Origin of the sequence: Bacillus sp. 0209A, assembly GCF_036765095.1 — a bacterium.
In the GTDB taxonomy this organism is placed as follows: domain Bacteria; phylum Bacillota; class Bacilli; order Bacillales; family Bacillaceae; genus Bacillus; species Bacillus subtilis_G.
In genome coordinates this window covers 47,175-65,831 of sequence record NZ_JBAIZV010000009.1, presented here as the reverse complement: position 1 = coordinate 65,831, position 18,657 = coordinate 47,175, and the positions used below count along the sequence as shown (strand labels likewise).

The following is an 18,657-nucleotide window of genomic DNA, read 5'->3' as shown; positions in this document are numbered from 1 at the left end:
ACTGTGCGATTTATAAAAAAATGAATTAACAGGTACGTTTTGTCTTGTTTAGTTTTCAAAGATCATTACTGCCGCTTAACGAAGCAGCTTTATTACTATAACATTCAGCTTCTTTTAAGTCAATAACTTTTTTCAAAGCATTTAATGAAGCTTTTAATTGTTGTCAGCTGTTTATCAGCGACGAATAATAATATATCACGGATATTATCAAAAGGTCAACACCTAATTTAAGCTGTATACAAAGATACATTTTATGGGTTATATTCAATCGGCCATGCTCATAAGATGTAATACAAGAACAATGGACAAGATAAGGAGGCTTCATCAGTGAATCACTTCTATGTGTGGCACATTAAACGAGTGAAACAATTTATCATTATACTTATCGCCGCATTTGCAGCAGCTAGCTTTTTTTATATCCAAAGAGCTGTCCCGCTTCCCGTGTTTTCAACTGACACCGGACCTAAAGCCATTTATAAAGGAGAAACAGATTCGAAAGAAGTTGCCCTTACTTTTGATATCAGCTGGGGTGATGAAAAAGCAGAACCTATACTTAATACTCTGAAGGCGAACGGGATTAAAAATGCGACGTTTTTTCTTTCCGCTTCTTGGGCTGAACGCCACCCCGACACAGTGGCACGTATCGTGAAGGACGGTCATCAAATAGGGAGCATGGGCTACGCCTATAAAAACTATGCCAATTTAGAGAGCAGCGAAATAAAAAAGGACATTAACCGTGCGCAAACTGCCTTTGAAAAGTTAGGGATCAAAGACATACAGCTATTAAGACCCCCTACCGGACAATTCAACAAGAATGTTCTAACGGTCGCAAAGCAATACAACTATACGGTCGTTCATTACAGCATAAACTCTCAGGATTGGACGAATCCCGGAGTTGAAAAAATCATCGATAATGTGACCCAGCAAGTTTCCGGAGGAGACATTGTTCTTTTACACGCCTCCGATTCGGCAAAACAAACAGAAGAAGCGCTGCCCGATATCATCCATCAGCTGAGAGAAAAAGGATTAAAAAATGTAACCGTAGGTGATCTCATTGCAAATTCTGATGCCAAATCCTCAGAGATAAAGTAATTACTTCGCTGCAAACTTTGGCAGCATCAGCAATTGGAAAGCATTACACGCCATTAACGGAAAAAGCATTAAATAAAGCCAGTCCTCATCATTTACTCTTAACGCAGGGAACCATTCTAATGCAGTAATCACAACCATTAAAAACAATGATGACACAAACGTTTTTTTAGGGGACTGCTTTTGCTTTATATATGCTGTTACCACCCCAAAGATCAATAAAAATACCGGTAACCACGCATAGCCAGTCAGCGATTCTCCGCTCTCTCCAAAAAATAAAAACCGCACGTACATTAAATCAAAAGCAACAAACAAGATGAAAAACAACTGAAGCAAATTCCACAAAGATGAGGATCTTAATATCTCAAGTGCAAACCGGTGAACGGTTAAAAAAACGAAAAACCCCATTTGGCTGATTACACTAAAAATCATGCCTACTCCAACAAACCAAAATAACACAGAGAAAATCTGCCCCGCTTCGAAGGCAAGAAACAGCCCCTTATATCCTCCCCATTTTAAAGCAAAACCCACAATACCCGTGATAACCGCTCCGACAGCTAAATTAGAAAAGAAAAAACGAACCAAACCACGGCTTTTCATTTCTTTCATCCACCCCTCAAGAATCGCAAACCGCGATATTTTGTTATGTATAATTCTAAACAGATGAATCATATTAAAAGTAAGACAAGTATGTGAAAGGAGCTTAACCATGTCAAAAGCCAAAACGCTATTGATAAGCTGTTTTTTGTTATTATCTGTAACAGCTTGTGCTCCAAAAGACCAAGCAGCGGATATGGACTATGATCAGACTAAAAAAATGGTTGTTGATATATTAAAAACTGATGATGGAAAGAAAGCCATTAAGGAATTATTAAACGATGATGCGATGAATGAAGCGTTGGTGATTGACCAAGATGCGATTAAAGGAACGATAGAAAAAACACTCACCTCTAAAAAAGGAGAAGAATTTTGGAAAAACATCTTTGAAGACACTGATTTTGCCGAAGGTTTTGCGAAAACTCTTCAAAAAGAGCATGAAAAAGTGATAAAAAAACTGATGAAGGACCCGGATTATCAGAAGATGCTGATGGACGTTATGCAAGATCCAGGCATGAATAAAAAGTACAGCCAACTGGCAAAAAGCCAAGAATTCCGCAGTTACTTAGAAGAGGTTATTAACGAAACACTTTCTAGTCCGCTTTACAAAAAACAGTTCGAAGATGAACTGAAAAAAGCAGCAAAAGAAACCGCCAAAGAAAGTGAATAAAAGGAGAGCCGGGATATAGAATCCCGGTTCGCCTTTTTATACTTGCACTGACATTTTGTCAACTATTTTTTTTGCGACATCCTGATATATTTCTCCTATAGGATGGCTTTTGTCATATACAGACGGAGCAAATTGATCCTTATCCCAATCAGGTTGTTTCAACGGGATTCTGCCAAGCAAAGGCACATTCAATTCCTCGGCTAGTTTATCTCCGCCGCCTTTTCCAAAGACGTATTCTCTTTCCCCTGTCTTTGCGCTTTCATAATAAGCCATGTTCTCTATAACACCAACAACTTCATGATCAGTTTTAATTGCCATAGAGCCTGCTCTAGCCGCTACAAAAGCAGCTGTAGGATGCGGCGTTGATACGATGATTTCTTTGCAGCTCGGAAGCATTGTATGTACATCGAGAGCAACGTCTCCTGTTCCAGGCGGAAGATCAAGAACAATATAGTCTACTTCTCCCCACTCTACTTCATGGAAAAAGTTGTTCAGCATTTTGCCTAGCATTGGCCCTCTCCATACGACCGGCGCATTTTCTTCTACGAAGAAGCCCATTGACATCACCTTTACCCCAAAGCGTTCAACAGGAAGAAGTTTCTCTCCTTCAATAGTCGGACGCACAGTGATGCCCATCATATCCGGCACACTGAAGCCATAAATATCCGCATCAATTAAACCGACCTTTTTCCCTAGACGAGCCAGAGCAGTAGCAAGATTTACTGACACAGTCGACTTGCCTACGCCGCCTTTTCCGCTTGCTACAGCAAGAAAGACTGGCGGATTATCCATATTTAATAATGTTTTTTTCTCAGCTGACGGCGCCCGGAACTTATCAACCGTTTCCTCAGGCAGCTCTTCAAATCGAAGGCCGACTGTCTCTGCACCTGCCCCTTTTAAGACGTTTACGATCTCTTGCTGAATCTGCATTTGTTCTGCGGTTCCGGTTTTTGCAAGAGCGACTTTTACACTGACATGCCGTTTTTCAGGCTTTATTTTAATTTCCTTAACGGCATCCAATTCTCCCAGAGGTCTTTGAAGAAAAGGTTCGCGCATTTCACCGACTAGTTTTCTTACTTCATCTTCTCTTATCATCGAACCTCACCCTTTTGTGTATTCGTTTTCAAGCAATATTATATCATACATAATTGGCGGGTGTCTTATGCTTAGAAGCATAAGAAAACCCTCCTTTACTCTGGAGGGTCTCCTTTTTCTGTGTAATATCGCATAATGCCTTTATATATGGAAGATGCCACCTTGTCCTGATATTTCGATTTCCCGAGCAGCTTTGCTTCACTAGGATTGGATAAAAACCCGACTTCTATAAGCGCTCCCGGTTTGGTGACGTTTTGCATTAAGTAGACACCATGAATCCGCTTTGCTTTCCGGGTTGTGTTTTCCAGGTTGCTTCTCAATTCATCCTGAATGTATTTCGCGACCTTCTCATTTTCTGCGTATTTTCCGAAATAAAAGCTTTGGGCTCCGCTCCACTTTTGCGAAGGAATCGCATTGAGATGAATACTGATATAGAGTTCAGCCTCTGAATGGTTTATTAATTTGACCCGCTGTCTCAAGTCTTCCGCTTTTCGTCTGCTATAGCCCTTCGTTCCTTCTGGAGCGAGATCGGTATCACTTTCCCTGGTCATAATGACAAGCGCCCCTTGTTCCTGAAGGTAGTCCCTGACTCTAAAGGCCACTTCCAGGGTTACATCCTTCTCTAACAGCTTTCCGCCGACTGCTCCGCCGTCAGGGCCGCCATGACCTGGGTCCAGATAAATAATTTTCCCGCTCAAGGGCAGACTCCACGGCTCCCATGAATCGTTATTGCTGAACTGATACTTAAATAGAAATAGTAATACGATGAAGCCTAGCAAAAAACCGAGCCATTTAAGCTTTCTCCTCATCCCTTCCCCTCCCGCTTGTCCGTTACTACTATAACTATGGGACAGGGCGGGGAAATATGATTATCGCATGCGAAGCTTACACTGTTTTTCTCTTTGGACAAACCCCTCTGTCCACCAGTCTTTAATGAACTTTCGTGCTGCTTCATAAACCGTATTTTTATCAAATGTTGCGTATTGCTCGTGTATCCAATTATAGAGATAATCAAAAAACTCCATACGCAGCTCTTCTTCTTCGCTTGCTGAGCGGGCACTGATGCTCTGCATGGATTCTCCGTAATAGCCGAATATCCCAAAACGCCCGCCTAACAAATAAGCTTCTATCGCAAAATCAATACAGCCTTCGCTGATAATATCTCTTTCATCATCTAAAAACGGGAATAATGGTTCCAAACAGTCCTTAACAGACAGAATAATTTGCCTCAGAGAGAGTTCTTTGAGCAAGTTTTTTTCTAATTCATAATCCTTTTGGCGTTTCACATCCATAAAAGACAGTACCTCTGCCATACAAATTCACTCTCCTTTTACCGGTTATTTTGAGGTTTGGATGGTGAAACCATGCCCGAATTCGGTTGGAAATTCGCCCAAATGAAGGTGCAGAGACCGGTAAAAAGAAGGGGATTTAGAAGCTTTCCACAGGGAACAGAACGAATGTTCTTTCTATAGCATTATAAAAGCAGCCCCTCTAATAGGTTGCTGCTTTTCATACTTTCACACTTCTTGTTGCAGAATATGTATGAATATATTGGTCCAATACAAAACCGCCTTTATCTTCATAAAAGCCAGTGACGATAAAACCGGCATCAATTTGGCCCTTGATTTGGTCTTCTAAGGAATGGCCGAATTCCAGAGCTTCTTTATTTTCAATCAGTTTTTTCACTTTATGTTTTGGAAGATCTTCTGGGTCGGCATATGGAATAGAGTGTTTTACTTTTAAAATACCTTGCTGTTCTAATTCTACATCAAACAGAAATACGACAGGATTGACAAAACCCGAGATTAGAGCGCCGTTTTTTTTCAGTACACGGTGGGCTTCCTTCCAGACTGGGAGGACATTCTCAACAAAAACATTAGCAACAGGATGTACAATGATATCAAATGATTCATCCTGAAATTGACTGAGATCGTCCATGCTTCCTTTGACAGGATGTATCGCGAGACGATCGCGCTCAGCAACCATTCTATCCTGATCCAGCTGCTTTTCCGAGTTATCTAATACAGTGACATCCGCTCCTGCGGCTGCCAAAATCGGACCCTGCTGGCCGCCACCTGATGCTAAACAGAGAACTTTCAGCCCGTTGACAGGGGGAAACCAATCCCTCGGTACATCTTTCATTGGTGTCACCCTTATATCCCAATTTCCTTTTTTCGCTTGTTCGATGACATGCTGCTCGACAGCAACAGTCCATTCATTACCTGTTTCTACTTTTTGATCCCAAGCTTTGCTATTATGATCTACTAACGCATTCATGAATCGTTCTCCTTACTTTAATGTATAGAGTATAACAAATATTTCTAGATTGTTATCGCTTTCCCTTTGCATATTTAGAAAAAAGTTCATAGAAACGCAAAAAAACCACAAAGGAGATGTGATTTTTTTGGCTAGGGATTATCATATCATTTTTTTGAATCATATAAATGACAAAATACTTGGTGCTGCTCGGACATATTGCTTAGCACCGGCATCTCTGTTTTGCATTGTTCCATGACAACTGGGCACCTCGTATGAAACGGACAGCCGGCCGGCGGATTTGAAGGACTAGGCAAATCACCTTTCAGCACAATACGTTCCTTTCTGCGATGCGGGTCTGGGATCGGGACAGCTGAAAGCAGCGCTTTCGTATACGGATGCTTCGGATTCTGTATGATTGAATCGCGATCGCCAACTTCAACCAGTTTGCCAAGGTACATGACACCTATACGGTCGCTTATAAAATCAACAACACTTAAATCGTGTGCTATAAACAAGTAGGTTAAACCAAATTCCTTCTGCAAGTCTTTCATCAAGTTAAGTATCTGCGATTGGATCGATACATCGAGTGCGGAAACAGCTTCATCTGCAATGATCAGCTTCGGATTAACAGCGAGAGCCCGGGCGATTCCGATTCTTTGTCTTTGCCCGCCGCTGAATTCATGCGGAAAACGACTGCCGTGCTGACGGGACAGCCCCACCGTATCCAGAAGCTGATGCACTTTTCTTTCACGTTCAGAAGAAGTCATGAGTCCATGAACAATCAATGGTTCTTCAATGATTTCTTTCACTCTCATTCTGGGATTCAATGAGGCATAAGGATCTTGAAATACCATTTGAAAATCTTTGCGCAAACTACGCACGTTTTTATCATTCATTTTTGTAATATCCTGTCCATTAAACAGAATACTGCCTTCTGTCGGCTCAAGCAGCTTCATTAACATCCGTCCGGTTGTCGACTTTCCGCATCCGCTCTCTCCGACCAGGCCGAAAGTTTCTCCGCGATTAATTATAAATGATATATCATCAACCGCTCTCACGGGCTTTGATTTTTTAAAAAGCCCCGATGAATCCGCAAAGATTTTTTTCAAGTGTTTCACTTCAACTAAAGGTTCATGATTCATATACTTGCTCCTCCTTTCGCTCATTTTCATTCAGCCAGCATCGGCTTGTTCTTCCTTCCCCCACGTTTAGCAGCGGCGGTTCTTTTTTCAGGCATTTATCAAAGACAAACGGACAGCGTGATGCAAACTTGCATCCAGCCGGCCAATCCTCTGCCATCGGAACGTTGCCTTGGATAGAATGCAAACGTTCCTGTCGCTTTCCGATTCGAGGGATGGATTCCAGCAGCCCTTTTGTATACGGATGCTTCGGATCATCAAACAGATCATAAACCGAGCCTTGTTCTACAATTCTTCCTGCATACATTACAGCCACTCGATCACACGTTTCAGCGATGACGCCAAGATCATGTGTGATCAACAATATCGATGTGCCGTGTTTCTCCTGCATATCTTTCATGACATCTAGTATTTGGGCTTGAATCGTCACATCAAGTGCTGTCGTAGGTTCATCTGCGATTAATAATTTAGGCGAACAAGACATGGCCATGGCGATCATGACGCGCTGTCTCATTCCTCCGGACAACTGGTGAGGGTATTGTTGTAAAATTTCATCAGCCCTTGAAATACCGACCTGGGTCAGCATTGAAACTGCATGTTCATCCGCTTTCTTTCGTGAATATTTGAGATGCTTTTTAATCGCCTCTCTTAGCTGATTCCCTATCGTTAGAACAGGATTCAATGAAGTCATCGGCTCTTGGAATATCATGGCGATCTCTTTTCCCCGCAGTTCCCGCACTTCTTTTTCTGAAAGATCTAATAGGTCTTTGCCGTCAAAATGAATTGATCCGCCGACTATCTTTCCCGGTGTGTCTTTTAACAGTTTCATAATGGATAAAGAGGTGACGCTTTTTCCGCTCCCGGACTCACCGACAATACCCAGAATTTCACCTTCGTTTATCGTAAAATCAACTCCGTCAACTGCAGGAATTTCCTTACCGTTTACAAAAAAACTCGTCCGTAGCTGATTGACGCTTAATATCGGTTTCATTCATTTACCTCCTAATCCTTTATCTTAGGATCAAGTGCATCCCGGAGTCCGTCACCAAGCAAATTAAAAGCTAAAACGGTGAGAAATATTGCAAGTCCCGGAAAAATCGTCACATGCGGAGCTGTGTTTAAGTAGTTATGCCCATCACTCAGCATAGCGCCCCATTCAGGAGTAGAGGGATCTGCTCCTAATCCTAAAAAGCTAAGTCCTGCCGCTATTAAAATAGCAGAACCGATTCTCATCGTGAAATACACGATAATCGTTGAGAACGTACCCGGCAAAACGTGTTTAAGAATAATGCGTGTATCTTTAGCACCTGTTGATTTTGCCGCTTCCACGTACAGACTTGATTTCATCTCCAGCACACTGCTTCGAACAATCCGCGCAAATACAGGCACGCTGAATATAGCAACTGCAAAGATTACATTCATCAAACCTGTTCCAAGTATTGCGATAATACCGATTGCCAGCAGCATTCCCGGAAAAGCTAATAAAATATCGCAGAATCGCATAATCAAACTATCAATCCACTTACCAAAATAGCCGCTTATAATGCCAAGTGCACTCCCGGCTAAAGCTCCCAAAAAAACAGAAGACAAACCAACAGATAAGGAAATTCTCGCTCCGACTAATATCCTGCTGAAGATATCCCTTCCGTATGCATCGGTTCCCGCCAAATGAGCTGCTGAAGGCTTTAAAAATAATTGGCCGTAATCGACTTTTGCAGGGTCATATGGCACAAAATACTGGCCGAATAATGCGACAATAAATAATAGCAAAAGAAATACAGCGGATATCAGCGATACTTTTTGCTTTTTAAAAGAAACCCAAAAATCATGGAACCTGCTGCTTTTTGCCGGCTTCTCAACATGTTTTATCTCCATTTGATATCCTCCTTCCTATGATCCGTAGCGTACTTTCGGGTTCAGCCAGCCATATAATAAATCAACAATTAAATTAATGAGTAGAAATTCAAAAGAAAATAATAAAAGTTCAGCTTGTATAACCGGGTAATCCCTTGACACAATTGAATTAATTAACAGACGGCCCAATCCGGGCCAACTGAATAACGTTTCTGTAATGATTGATCCGCTAAGCATAAACCCGAACTGTAATCCAGTCATCGTGACAACCGGAATCATTGCATTTCTGAAGGCATGCTTCATGAGAACTGTATATTCATGCAGGCCTTTAGCTCTGCTCGTCCGGATATAATCATTCTTTAACACATCCATGACTGCTGATCTTGTAAAGCGGGCAATGATAGCTGCAACTCCTGCTCCTAGCGTAATAGAAGGAAGAATATAATGTTTCCAAGAGTCTATTCCGCCTGTAGGAAGCCAGCCTAATTGAACGGAAAACAGCTGCATGAGCATAAGCCCCAGCCAGAAAGAAGGAATAGATATCGCTGAAACGGCAAAAACCATTGTAATATGATCCTGCCACTTGTTTCTTTTGACAGCTGAAACCAATCCGATTGGAATTCCAAATAGCAGGGACCAAAACATGCTCACAACTGTCAGCCAAAATGTCGGCATAAACCGCTCAGACAACATCTCTGCCACAGGTCTTCCCGCCTGAATAGACGTTCCTAAATCTCCTTGAAAGAGATTGGACATATATGAGATGTATTGTTGATATAAAGGCTGATCTAAGCCATATTTCTCTCTTACTAATTTGATTTCATCAATTGTTGCATCACTGCCTGCGATTAACCGGGCAGGGTCTCCGGGAATCATATGCACGAACATAAAGACAATAACAGTAATAATGAACAAGAGAGGAATCATCAGCAATAAACGTTTGATTGAATACTTTATCATTAGGCGCCCTCCTTGACTTCAATAAAAGGAGGCTGACCCATACGAGTCTGCCTCCGGAACACGCTGGATGGGCGTCACCCAAGCGCCAGCATTATTTTTTTTCTGCCCCGCGAACATCCATCACACCTGATGGCTGCATCACCACTCCGTCGACACTGTCTTTTTTCGCATAAATTAAATCTGGTACAGCAAGGAAAACCCATGGAGCATCTTCCCAAATCTGCTGCTGCGCTTTTCCATATAATTCTTTGCGTTTCGCCGTGTCAGAAGTTTGTAACGCTTGGTTCAGAAGACTGTTTACAGTATTACTTTGGTAGTAAGACGTGTTATAAGAATTCGGCGGGAATGCTTCCTCTCCGCCAAAGACAGGGCGAAGACCCCAATCGGCATCGCCGGTAGACGGAGACCATCCGCCATTATAAAGCTCCAGATCAGCATCTTTCGCGTTTGTAACACCCCAGATTTTATCCCCGATAGTACCGCTTTCCATAGGCACTGTTTTTAATGTAATTCCTACTTTATCAAGCTGCTGTTTATAGAATTCCATCATTTTAACCTTATCAGAGCTGTTTCCGCCCCAGATTGTTGCCTCAAACCCATTTGGATAACCCGCTTCTTTTAAAAGCTGTTTCGCTTTTTTGATGTTATATTCGTATGGTGTTTGTCCAGCGTAAAACTGTGTATCAGGTGCAATAGATGATTTCGCTTCAGAAGCATATCCGTTATATACAACTTTCAGGAAAGCTTCTTTATCAATTGCATAGTTAATAGCCTGGCGGACTTTCACATCATTAAAAGGCTTTTTCATAGTATTCATTGAAAAATACTTCACAATTAAAGACGGCTTTGTAACCAGTGACAGTCCGTCGGTGTTCTCAATTGTTTTTGTATCTGTCGGAGGTACGGGATAGATGAAATCCGCTTCTCCCGTTTGAAGCATCGCAATTCGTGCCCCATTTTCAGGAACAGGCTTAAAGACAATGTTATGTACCTTTGGAAGGTCCTTGTTCCAGTAATTTTTATTGACAGTTAATTTAAGATATTCGCCGTGCTGCCATTTTTCAAATGTAAACGGTCCTGTTCCGACCGGGCGCTGTGATACTTTGTCACCATATTTTTTTATCGCATCAGGACTAATCATCATAGCTGCCGGATGAGCAAAGTTGTTGATCATCGCCGCAAATGGCTTGCTTAAAGTGACACGCACTGTATCATCATCTATGACTTTCGTTTCTTTTACTAACTCAAATAAACTATGTCGTTTTAACTTAGATTCAGGATCGGCAAGACGGTCAATATTCGTTTTCACCGCTTCGGCATTAAAGTCCGTTCCGTCTTGGAACTTGATTCCTTTCTTGAGCTTGAACGTAAACTCAGTCGAATCTTTGTTTACCTCATAGCTTTTGGCTAGGACAGGAACGACTTTGTTATCCTTATCAAAGCCTAAAAGTCCCTCCATAATAGCTGATTCAGCTGTATAGGATGCATTATCGTTTGTATCATGAGGATCAAGCGTTGTCACATCACTTTCTAAAGCAACCGTGAATGTATCACTTGATGAACCCTTACTCTCTGAAGCTTTATCATTTTTATCGTTGTTACCGCACGCCGCTAAGAAAACACTGGTAATAAGCACAAATGACAAGCTGAATATAAACCGCTTTTTCACTCTAAACCCCCCATATAAAATTGTTAAAATTTAAACTAATTGAACAATAGTGTATACTACAAGAGAAGCTTCATATTGTCAATAATACTGATAAGTTTAATAAGCTTTATGGCAGTCTGCAGTATAGTCAGTTGGAAGGAATGAGTATAGATGAAACCTGTTATCGGCATATCAGGGAGTATCATCATTGATCAAGGCGGGCGTTTCCCAGGTTATAAGCGCGCCTATGTGAATGATACATACGTTCAATCTGTTTTAGATGCGGGAGGCGTCCCTTTTATCGTGCCTATTATAAATGATGAAGAAACAATCGATCAGATGATACAGCAAATAGATGGGCTTGTGATGTCAGGAGGGCATGACGTTAACCCACTCCTTTACGGTGAGGAGCCTCTTGCTAAGCAAGGTTCAGTTTTTCCCGAGCGAGATGAATTTGATCAATTACTAATAAAAAAAGCCATTGCTGCCGGCAAACCCGTATTTGCCATTTGCAGAGGATTGCAAATTTTGAATGTCGCGTTTGGCGGCTCTATTTACCAAGATCTATCTTATATTAAGAATGCATCTATTAAACATGATCAGTACAATAATACCAAGGTTCCCACTCATACCATTGACATTGAAACGGGTACGCACCTTCATTCTATATTTGGAGATACAGCGCTGGTCAATTCGTTCCATCACCAAGCGATTAAAGATGTGGCTCCCGGGTTCCTTATATCTGCACGGGCACGGGATGAAGTCATTGAAGCAATCGAAATGGAGAGCAGCACATTTGTGCTTGGGGTTCAGTGGCATCCGGAAATGTTGACAAAAGGATATCCGCTCATGCTGATGCTATTCGAAACTTTAGTGGAGAAAGCCAATCAGCAAAAAGCGGCCGTTTTATAAAGCAAAAAGCAGAAGCACTCATATAGGCTTCTGCTTTTTTATAAGGATATAAAAAAGCTCCCAACCCAAGGTTGAGAGCTTCGAAAACGTAAAATTAACGTTTTGAGAACTGAGGTGCACGACGAGCGCCTTTAAGACCGTATTTTTTACGTTCTTTCATACGAGCGTCACGAGTCAGAAGACCAGCGCGTTTAAGTGTTGCACGGTATTCTGGATCTGCTTCAAGCAAAGCACGAGCGATACCATGACGGATTGCTCCAGCTTGACCAGATAAGCCGCCTCCATGTACGTTTACTAAAACATCATAAGTACCAGCTGTTTCAGTCAAAGTTAATGGTTGTTTGATATCTTCAATTAGAGCTGGAGATGGGATGTGCTCGCTGATTTCACGATTATTAACGACGATACGACCTTCTCCTGGAACTAAGCGCACACGCGCTACAGAGCTTTTACGACGGCCAGTACCGTAATATTGAACCTGTGCCAAATTGGTAACCTCCTTTTTAATTAACCGCGAAGTTCGTAAACTTCAGGTTTTTGTGCTTCATGTGGATGCTCAGAACCACGGTATACGTTCAATTTTTTGAACATTTGACGACCTAGAGAACCTTTTGGAAGCATGCCTTTGATAGCAAGCTCAAGCATTTTCTCAGGGTAGTTTGTACGCATTTCAAGAGCAGTTCTTGATTTTAATCCGCCTGGATGTTGAGTGTGACGGTAGTAGATTTTGTCAGTTAACTTTTTACCAGTTAACTCGATTTTTTCCGCGTTGATGATGATCACATGATCTCCAGTATCAACGTGCGGTGTGTAAGTCGGTTTGTGTTTTCCGCGAAGGATAGATGCAACTTCTGTAGAAAGACGTCCTAGAGTCTTGCCAGCAGCATCAACAACTAACCACTTGCGTTCAATAGTACTTGCGTTAGCCATAGGTGTTGTACGCATTGAATTTCCCTCCTAAATGATCTGTCATTTTCAATAAACTTCGATTACGTTCTATTTCACAACACAATAAGTTTCCGGGGCTTATCGTGGGGTTGAAATACATACCATATGATATCTTATAACTTTATGCAGACTCTGTCAAGAAAATATTACACACCTGGTTTAGTTGTCATAGCAAACGTTCCATAAATATAGCCCGTGCCCCGGCGCTGTGCGCCCTGCCGCTTCGCGATCCTTCGCTTCCAGCATAGATTTCACATCATCGGGAGAAATTTTACCAATACCTGCATCAAGCAAAGTACCCGCAATAATTCTGACCATATTATATAAGAAACCGCTGCCTGTGATCCGCATTTGCAGGCCGTCATCTGTCTTAGTCCAATCAAGTTCGTAAATCGTTCTTACCTTGTCCTGCACTTCTGTTTTAACCGCGCAAAAGCTCGTAAAATCATGCGTCCCTAAAAGATGCTTTGCCGCTTCTCTCATGTTCTGCACATTAAGGTGATATGAAAAATGGTAAGCGTAATGCCGTTTAAATACGTCCGGGTGTTTATCCGTGTATACAAAGTAGCGATATTCTTTTTTCACTGCGCTAAATCGTGCATGGAACCCATCATCCGCAATTTCTGCCTGTTTGACTGCGATATCGTCCGGAAGCAGTGCATTTAAGGCATACGGCCATCTCTCTGCCGGGATAGACAGCGGTGTATCAAAATGAATCACCTGTCCGGCTGCGTGAACCCCGCTGTCTGTTCTTCCTGAAGATACGACCGGGATTCTTTCTTTCGACTTATGCAGGACAGCTAAAGCCTTCTCCAGTTCACTCTGAACCGTTCGTTTGCCCGGCTGAACCTGATAACCGTTAAACAAGTGTCCGTCATAAGAAATCGTGCATTTCAGTCTCATACCCGCACCTCTAAGCTCTTAAGAAAAATAACAAAGCAGCCAATACCATCAAGCTGACAATGACAGAAGTATCTTTTCCTGTCCATACAAGCTTTCTATATTTCGTCCGTCCCTCTCCGCTTTGATAGCCTCTTGCTTCCATTGCCACCGCAAGCTCCTCGGCACGTTTGAATGCACTGACGAAGAGAGGGACAAGAAGCGGGACAATAGCCTTTACTCTGTCTTTGACAGGGCCGCTTGTAAAATCAACGCCTCGCGCCATCTGAGCCTTCATGATCTTATCTGTCTCCTCCATCAAGGTCGGGATAAACCGCAAAGAAATTGACATCATAAGAGCCAGCTCGTGCACAGGAAGCTTTACTTTTTTTAATGGATTCAGCAGCTGTTCCATTCCATCGGTAATCTCAATCGGAGTAGTCGTTAGTGTTAATAAGGTTGTGATTAAAATCAGATAGACGAATCTTAGAGAAATGAATATCCCTTGAACCAAACCGCCCTCATAGACTTTGAAAACGCCTAATTGAAAGATAATCGGTCCTTCGTGTGTCATTAAAATGTGAAGAAGGAACGTGAAAAGGACAATCCAGATAATAGGCTTTAACCCTTTCAGTAAAAAAGAGAAAGGAACTCTTGTTAAAGAAACGACGCCCACTGTAAATAATCCAAGCAGTGCATATGTCTGTACATTATTGGCTAAGAATACGATACAAACAAATAAAAAGATCGTGATGAGTTTTGTTCTGGGGTCAAGCCGGTGCACAAGTGAAGAGCCCGGTACATACTTGCCGATAATCATGCTGTCCATCATAAGGTTTTCTCCCCATGAAAGAGAGTACGGATTTCAGCAGCGGCATCTTCAATCGTGAGCATAGGCTCTTTAAATTTGACGCCTAGTGCAGCTTCCAGCTGTCTTTGGAATTTGATCGTTTCCGGAAGATCCAGCCCCCAGCCAGCCATCTCTTCACCTTTTAAAAACAAATCACGCGGACTGCCTGAAGCTTGTATCGTTCCTTTATGCATGACAATCATTTCATCAGCGTATGCAGCTGCATCCTCCATGCTGTGAGTCACAAGGATCGTCGTCAGGTTTCCCCGTTGATGAAGCTCATAAAACATGTCCATTATCTCTTTTCGACCTCTTGGATCCAATCCAGCAGTCGGTTCATCCAAAACAAGCACTTCAGGATCCATGGCAAGTACGCCGGCAATTGCAACTCTGCGCATTTGTCCCCCGCTTAATTCAAAAGGCGATCTGTCCAGAAGCTCTTCTGATAAACCTACAAGCTTCAGCATCTCTCTCGCTCTTTGTTCAGCAGCCTCTTTTTTCACACCAAAATTCATTGGTCCGAACGAAATATCTTTGAGAACTGTTTCTTCGAATAATTGATGTTCAGGAAATTGGAAAACGATTCCGACTTTTTTGCGAAGGGCTTTCAGCTCTTTATTCTTTTTCCCTGCCTGAATGACAGTGCTGTCTAGTGATATCCGTCCCTTCGTCGGCTTCAGAAGACCATTCAGGTGCTGAAGAAGAGTGGACTTGCCAGAGCCTGTATGCCCGATAACGGCTACGTAGCTTCCTTCGTTAATCGATGCATTGATGTCATACAGTGCAAGGCGCTCAAACGGCGTCTTCATCTGATAGCGATGCTCTACATCTTTGATTGTAATGTCCATAGCTCTTTCACCAGCCCTTCCTGAGTCAAATGATTTTCTTCCAGTGCCAGTCCATTTTCACGTAATAGCTGGCTAAGCTGGAATGAGAAGGGTAAATCAAGCCCGATTCGAACAAGTTCCTTATTCAATTTAAAAATCTCTTCAGGCGTCCCTTCGGCATGTTTCTTACCGCCATTCATGACAATGATTCGATCTGCTTTTGCTGCCTCATTCAAATCATGTGTGATGGAAATGACAGTTGCCATACCCTGTTCCTTTAAGTATCTTACCGTTTCAAGCACTTCTTCTCGCCCAATCGGGTCAAGCATAGATGTTGCTTCATCTAAGATAATAATATCAGGACGTGCGGCAATAACTCCCGCAATCGCAACTCTCTGCTTTTGGCCTCCGGAGAGATGGTGCGGCTCTTGATCGAGAAAATCTTGCATATTCACCTGTTTTACTGCCCAGTCTACTCTCTCAATCATTTCTTCCCGCGGTACACCATTGTTTTCTAAACCAAAAGCCACATCATCGCGAACCGTCGTTCCGACAAATTGGTTATCCGGATTTTGAAAGACCATACCGATCTTCTTACGCACTTCCCAAACCGATTCCTCTGTCAATTGAATCCCGGCAACCTTGATATCACCTGATTCAGGAAGGATTAAACCATTCAAAGTCCGGGCCAGTGTTGATTTTCCTGAACCGTTATGACCTACAATAGCAAGCCATTCACCCTCATACACCTGCAGGGAGACGCCGTCTAGTGCCCGCCTTTCTGCGTCTTTCCGATATCGAAATACGATATCCTCTACCGATATCAACTGATTTTGATTCATGGAAAACCGGCCTCCTCTCAGCTAACGCTCTGCTATTCTCTCTATATAAAAAGTTGCAGTATCTAAAAAAAGGGCATAGATCCAGTTAGAAACTGTCCCGCCCTTCTTTAGATACACAAAAATATGTGATATTAAACCAATTCGATAATTGCCATTGGTGCTCCGTCACCACGGCGAGGACCAAGCTTCATAATACGTGTGTATCCGCCTTGGCGCTCCTCGTAACGAGTTGCAATGTCAGAGAATAATTTTTGAAGTGCATCTTGGTTATTTTCTTCGTTAGCAACCTCGTTGCGGATGTATGCAGCAGCTTGACGGCGAGCGTGAAGATCACCGCGTTTGCCAAGCGTGATCATTTTTTCAACTACAGAGCGAAGTTCTTTCGCACGTGTTTCAGTTGTTTCGATTCTTTCGTTGATGATCAAATCAGTTGTAAGATCACGAAGCATAGCTTTACGCTGTGCACTCGTACGTCCTAGTTTTCTGTATGACATGTGATGTCCCCTCCTTTATTGGAATGCTGTTTCTGATAATAAACACACGAAAATCCTAGTTCGCATAGGAAACTAGTCAATCGTCTTTGCGAAGTCCGAGTCCAAGTTCTTCTAGTTTCGCTTTCACTTCTTCAAGTGATTTGCGTCCTAAATTACGAACTTTCATCATATCTTCTTCCGTCTTGTTCGCAAGCTCTTGAACCGTGTTAATACCCGCACGCTTTAAGCAGTTGTAAGAACGAACAGAAAGATCTAATTCTTCAATTGTCATTTCAAGAACTTTCTCTTTTTGATCTTCTTCTTTTTCAACCATGATTTCAGCATGTTGAGCTTCGTCAGTTAAACCAACGAATATATTAAGGTGTTCAGTTAAAATCTTTGAACCAAGCGCAATGGCTTCTTTCGGTCCAGTGCTTCCATCAGTCCAAACATCAAGTGTAAGTTTATCATAGTTTGCAACTTGGCCTACACGAGTGTTCTCTACCTGATAAGATACACGAGAAACTGGTGTAAAGATAGAATCGATCGGAATCACGCCGATTGGCTGATCGTCTCTCTTGTTTGCGTCAGCAGGCGTATACCCACGTCCTCTTTGAGCAGTAAGGCGAACTCGGAAACTCGCATTCTCACCAAGAGTCGCGATATGAAGATCTGGATTTAAAATCTCTACATCACTATCGTGTGTAATATCTGCTGCCGTTACAGTTCCTTCGCCCTGTACATCAATTTCTAACGTCTTCTCTTCATCAGAGTAGATTTTCAATGCAAGCTTTTTAATGTGTAAGATAATCGTTGTAACATCTTCCACAACGCCTTCAATTGTCGAGAATTCGTGCAGTACACCATCTATCTGGATTGATGTTACAGCGGCACCAGGGAGTGAGGATAAGAGGATACGACGTAAGGAGTTACCCAGAGTTGTACCATATCCACGCTCAAGTGGCTCTACGACAAACTTACCAAATTTGGCATCGTCGCTGATTTCAACCGTTTCGATTTTTGGTTTTTCAATCTCGATCATTACTTAAAACCCTCCTTCAAAACGTCGAAACCTCGAATAGAATCATATGAGATTCCATCCGAAATTCCCCATTGTTTAGTCCCGTATGTGCTCAGGCAACGAGTCGGTGCATTCGTTTCATAAATAACTGTATCATAACCCATTATTGACAGGGACACAAAATCTATACAAACAAATTACACGCGGCGACGTTTTGGTGGACGGCATCCGTTATGAGGAACAGGAGTTACGTCTCTGATAGCAGTGACTTCTAGTCCAGCAGCTTGAAGTGCACGAATTGCAGCTTCACGGCCTGAACCAGGGCCTTTAACAGTAACCTCAAGAGTTTTAAGACCATGTTCGATTGAACCTTTAGCAGCTGTTTCTGCAGCCATTTGCGCAGCAAAAGGAGTAGATTTACGAGAACCTCTGAATCCTAGAGCTCCGGCACTAGACCAAGAAAGAGCATTACCATGAGTGTCAGTGATCGTAACGATCGTGTTATTGAAAGTTGAGCGAATATGAGCAATTCCAGACTCAATATTCTTTTTCACGCGACGTTTACGCGTGTTAGATTTACGAGCAGCAGCCATT

22 protein-coding genes are annotated in these 18,657 nt (G+C 42.4%); 3 read left to right on the top strand and 19 right to left on the bottom strand.

Annotated elements, in window-relative coordinates; translation table 11 throughout:
* The first annotated feature begins 327 nt into the window (after positions 1 to 327).
* Positions 328 to 1,092, top strand: a complete 765-nt coding sequence (pdaB, locus tag V6D44_RS20445; protein ID WP_087991714.1) for a polysaccharide deacetylase family sporulation protein PdaB — start codon at positions 328 to 330, stop codon at positions 1,090 to 1,092.
* Here pdaB and kbaA read toward each other — a convergent pair whose 3' ends face one another.
* Complete coding sequence (gene kbaA, locus V6D44_RS20440; protein WP_253269137.1) at positions 1,093 to 1,689, bottom strand: KinB-signaling pathway activation protein; 597 nt, start codon at positions 1,687 to 1,689, stop codon at positions 1,093 to 1,095.
* 109 nt (positions 1,690 to 1,798) lie between these two features.
* Between kbaA and gerD the strand changes: the two genes are divergently transcribed.
* The gene (gene gerD, locus V6D44_RS20435) at positions 1,799 to 2,356 is read left to right on the top strand and encodes a spore germination lipoprotein GerD (protein WP_087991713.1); all 558 of its coding nucleotides are present in this window, start codon (positions 1,799 to 1,801) and stop codon (positions 2,354 to 2,356) included.
* 36 nt (positions 2,357 to 2,392) lie between these two features.
* Here gerD and salA read toward each other — a convergent pair whose 3' ends face one another.
* From salA to V6D44_RS20390, 9 genes are all read right to left on the bottom strand, one after another.
* On the bottom strand, positions 2,393 to 3,451 hold the full coding sequence (gene salA, locus V6D44_RS20430) for an iron-sulfur carrier protein/transcriptional regulator SalA (RefSeq protein ID WP_087991712.1): 1,059 nt from the start codon (positions 3,449 to 3,451) through the stop codon (positions 2,393 to 2,395).
* Positions 3,452 to 3,546: 95 nt separating this feature from the next.
* On the bottom strand, positions 3,547 to 4,260 hold the full coding sequence (gene cwlD, locus V6D44_RS20425) for an N-acetylmuramoyl-L-alanine amidase CwlD (RefSeq protein ID WP_087991711.1): 714 nt from the start codon (positions 4,258 to 4,260) through the stop codon (positions 3,547 to 3,549).
* A gap of 60 nt (positions 4,261 to 4,320) precedes the next feature.
* Positions 4,321 to 4,764 (bottom strand): YbaK family protein, encoded by a 444-nt coding sequence (locus V6D44_RS20420; RefSeq protein WP_087991710.1) that lies wholly within the window; start codon positions 4,762 to 4,764, stop codon positions 4,321 to 4,323.
* A 196-nt stretch (positions 4,765 to 4,960) separates the two neighbouring features.
* Positions 4,961 to 5,728 (bottom strand): class I SAM-dependent methyltransferase, encoded by a 768-nt coding sequence (locus V6D44_RS20415; protein ID WP_253268772.1) that lies wholly within the window; start codon positions 5,726 to 5,728, stop codon positions 4,961 to 4,963.
* Between the two features lie 146 nt (positions 5,729 to 5,874).
* Complete coding sequence (locus tag V6D44_RS20410; protein WP_253268771.1) at positions 5,875 to 6,852, bottom strand: ABC transporter ATP-binding protein; 978 nt, start codon at positions 6,850 to 6,852, stop codon at positions 5,875 to 5,877.
* Positions 6,842 to 7,840 carry an ABC transporter ATP-binding protein gene (locus tag V6D44_RS20405; RefSeq protein WP_148964420.1) on the bottom strand — a complete coding sequence of 333 codons (999 nt, stop codon included), beginning with the start codon at positions 7,838 to 7,840 and terminating at the stop codon, positions 6,842 to 6,844. The genes V6D44_RS20410 and V6D44_RS20405 overlap by 11 nt, the downstream gene beginning before the upstream one ends.
* An 11-nt stretch (positions 7,841 to 7,851) precedes the next feature.
* Positions 7,852 to 8,724, bottom strand: coding sequence for an ABC transporter permease subunit (locus tag V6D44_RS20400; protein WP_202329121.1), 873 nt, complete (start codon positions 8,722 to 8,724; stop codon positions 7,852 to 7,854).
* Positions 8,725 to 8,739: 15 nt separating this feature from the next.
* Positions 8,740 to 9,663 carry a glutathione ABC transporter permease GsiC gene (gsiC, locus tag V6D44_RS20395; protein WP_087991705.1) on the bottom strand — a complete coding sequence of 308 codons (924 nt, stop codon included), beginning with the start codon at positions 9,661 to 9,663 and terminating at the stop codon, positions 8,740 to 8,742.
* Positions 9,664 to 9,754: 91 nt separating this feature from the next.
* Complete coding sequence (locus V6D44_RS20390) at positions 9,755 to 11,332, bottom strand: glutathione ABC transporter substrate-binding protein (protein ID WP_202329120.1); 1,578 nt, start codon at positions 11,330 to 11,332, stop codon at positions 9,755 to 9,757.
* Between the two features lie 150 nt (positions 11,333 to 11,482).
* On the opposite strand from V6D44_RS20390, the gene V6D44_RS20385 reads away from it, so the two are divergent.
* Positions 11,483 to 12,223: a gamma-glutamyl-gamma-aminobutyrate hydrolase family protein gene (locus V6D44_RS20385; protein ID WP_087991703.1), complete on the top strand. Its 741-nt coding sequence runs from the start codon at positions 11,483 to 11,485 to the stop codon at positions 12,221 to 12,223.
* Between the two features lie 94 nt (positions 12,224 to 12,317).
* On the opposite strand, the gene rpsI is transcribed toward V6D44_RS20385, so the two are convergent.
* The 9 genes from rpsI to rpsK all read right to left on the bottom strand — a co-directional run bounded on the left by rpsI (position 12,318) and on the right by rpsK (position 18,656).
* Positions 12,318 to 12,710 carry a 30S ribosomal protein S9 gene (gene rpsI / locus V6D44_RS20380; protein ID WP_003225846.1) on the bottom strand — a complete coding sequence of 131 codons (393 nt, stop codon included), beginning with the start codon at positions 12,708 to 12,710 and terminating at the stop codon, positions 12,318 to 12,320.
* 20 nt (positions 12,711 to 12,730) lie between these two features.
* A complete protein-coding gene (gene rplM, locus V6D44_RS20375; protein WP_003225844.1) occupies positions 12,731 to 13,168 on the bottom strand; it encodes a 50S ribosomal protein L13 in 438 nt (145 codons plus the stop codon).
* A 162-nt stretch (positions 13,169 to 13,330) separates the two neighbouring features.
* Positions 13,331 to 14,074: a tRNA pseudouridine(38-40) synthase TruA gene (gene truA, locus V6D44_RS20370; protein WP_202329119.1), complete on the bottom strand. Its 744-nt coding sequence runs from the start codon at positions 14,072 to 14,074 to the stop codon at positions 13,331 to 13,333.
* Between the two features lie 10 nt (positions 14,075 to 14,084).
* Positions 14,085 to 14,882 carry an energy-coupling factor transporter transmembrane component T family protein gene (locus tag V6D44_RS20365; protein ID WP_202329118.1) on the bottom strand — a complete coding sequence of 266 codons (798 nt, stop codon included), beginning with the start codon at positions 14,880 to 14,882 and terminating at the stop codon, positions 14,085 to 14,087.
* A complete protein-coding gene (locus V6D44_RS20360) occupies positions 14,879 to 15,748 on the bottom strand; it encodes an energy-coupling factor ABC transporter ATP-binding protein (protein ID WP_087991700.1) in 870 nt (289 codons plus the stop codon). The genes V6D44_RS20365 and V6D44_RS20360 overlap by 4 nt, the downstream gene beginning before the upstream one ends.
* A complete protein-coding gene (locus V6D44_RS20355; protein ID WP_087991699.1) occupies positions 15,724 to 16,569 on the bottom strand; it encodes an energy-coupling factor ABC transporter ATP-binding protein in 846 nt (281 codons plus the stop codon). The genes V6D44_RS20360 and V6D44_RS20355 overlap by 25 nt, the downstream gene beginning before the upstream one ends.
* A 131-nt stretch (positions 16,570 to 16,700) precedes the next feature.
* Positions 16,701 to 17,063 (bottom strand): 50S ribosomal protein L17, encoded by a 363-nt coding sequence (gene rplQ, locus V6D44_RS20350; RefSeq protein WP_003225836.1) that lies wholly within the window; start codon positions 17,061 to 17,063, stop codon positions 16,701 to 16,703.
* A gap of 76 nt (positions 17,064 to 17,139) precedes the next feature.
* Entirely contained in the window at positions 17,140 to 18,084 is a 945-nt protein-coding gene (locus V6D44_RS20345; protein ID WP_087991698.1) for a DNA-directed RNA polymerase subunit alpha, read from the bottom strand.
* 176 nt (positions 18,085 to 18,260) lie between these two features.
* On the bottom strand, positions 18,261 to 18,656 hold the full coding sequence (rpsK, locus tag V6D44_RS20340; protein WP_010332782.1) for a 30S ribosomal protein S11: 396 nt from the start codon (positions 18,654 to 18,656) through the stop codon (positions 18,261 to 18,263).
* Position 18,657 lies beyond the last annotated feature (1 nt).

Excerpts from the sequence above, each read along its gene's own strand:
- V6D44_RS20360 (WP_087991700.1), bottom strand. The coding sequence starts at position 15,748 with ATGGACATTACAATCAAAGATGTAGAGCATCGCTATCAGATGAAGACG.
- gerD (WP_087991713.1), top strand. The coding sequence starts at position 1,799 with ATGTCAAAAGCCAAAACGCTATTGATAAGCTGTTTTTTGTTATTATCT.
- V6D44_RS20405 (WP_148964420.1), bottom strand. The coding sequence starts at position 7,840 with ATGAAACCGATATTAAGCGTCAATCAGCTACGGACGAGTTTTTTTGTA.
- V6D44_RS20400 (WP_202329121.1), bottom strand. The coding sequence starts at position 8,724 with ATGGAGATAAAACATGTTGAGAAGCCGGCAAAAAGCAGCAGGTTCCAT.
- rpsK (WP_010332782.1), bottom strand. The coding sequence starts at position 18,656 with ATGGCTGCTGCTCGTAAATCTAACACGCGTAAACGTCGCGTGAAAAAG.
- V6D44_RS20385 (WP_087991703.1), top strand. The coding sequence starts at position 11,483 with ATGAAACCTGTTATCGGCATATCAGGGAGTATCATCATTGATCAAGGC.
- V6D44_RS20420 (WP_087991710.1), bottom strand. The coding sequence starts at position 4,764 with ATGGCAGAGGTACTGTCTTTTATGGATGTGAAACGCCAAAAGGATTAT.
- V6D44_RS20415 (WP_253268772.1), bottom strand. The coding sequence starts at position 5,728 with ATGAATGCGTTAGTAGATCATAATAGCAAAGCTTGGGATCAAAAAGTA.
- V6D44_RS20345 (WP_087991698.1), bottom strand. The coding sequence starts at position 18,084 with ATGATCGAGATTGAAAAACCAAAAATCGAAACGGTTGAAATCAGCGAC.
- truA (WP_202329119.1), bottom strand. The coding sequence starts at position 14,074 with ATGAGACTGAAATGCACGATTTCTTATGACGGACACTTGTTTAACGGT.
- kbaA (WP_253269137.1), bottom strand. The coding sequence starts at position 1,689 with ATGAAAAGCCGTGGTTTGGTTCGTTTTTTCTTTTCTAATTTAGCTGTC.
- salA (WP_087991712.1), bottom strand. The coding sequence starts at position 3,451 with ATGATAAGAGAAGATGAAGTAAGAAAACTAGTCGGTGAAATGCGCGAA.
- V6D44_RS20410 (WP_253268771.1), bottom strand. The coding sequence starts at position 6,852 with ATGAATCATGAACCTTTAGTTGAAGTGAAACACTTGAAAAAAATCTTT.
- V6D44_RS20365 (WP_202329118.1), bottom strand. The coding sequence starts at position 14,882 with ATGATGGACAGCATGATTATCGGCAAGTATGTACCGGGCTCTTCACTT.
- rplM (WP_003225844.1), bottom strand. The coding sequence starts at position 13,168 with ATGCGTACAACACCTATGGCTAACGCAAGTACTATTGAACGCAAGTGG.
- V6D44_RS20355 (WP_087991699.1), bottom strand. The coding sequence starts at position 16,569 with ATGAATCAAAATCAGTTGATATCGGTAGAGGATATCGTATTTCGATAT.
- cwlD (WP_087991711.1), bottom strand. The coding sequence starts at position 4,260 with ATGAGGAGAAAGCTTAAATGGCTCGGTTTTTTGCTAGGCTTCATCGTA.
- rplQ (WP_003225836.1), bottom strand. The coding sequence starts at position 17,063 with ATGTCATACAGAAAACTAGGACGTACGAGTGCACAGCGTAAAGCTATG.
- gsiC (WP_087991705.1), bottom strand. The coding sequence starts at position 9,663 with ATGATAAAGTATTCAATCAAACGTTTATTGCTGATGATTCCTCTCTTG.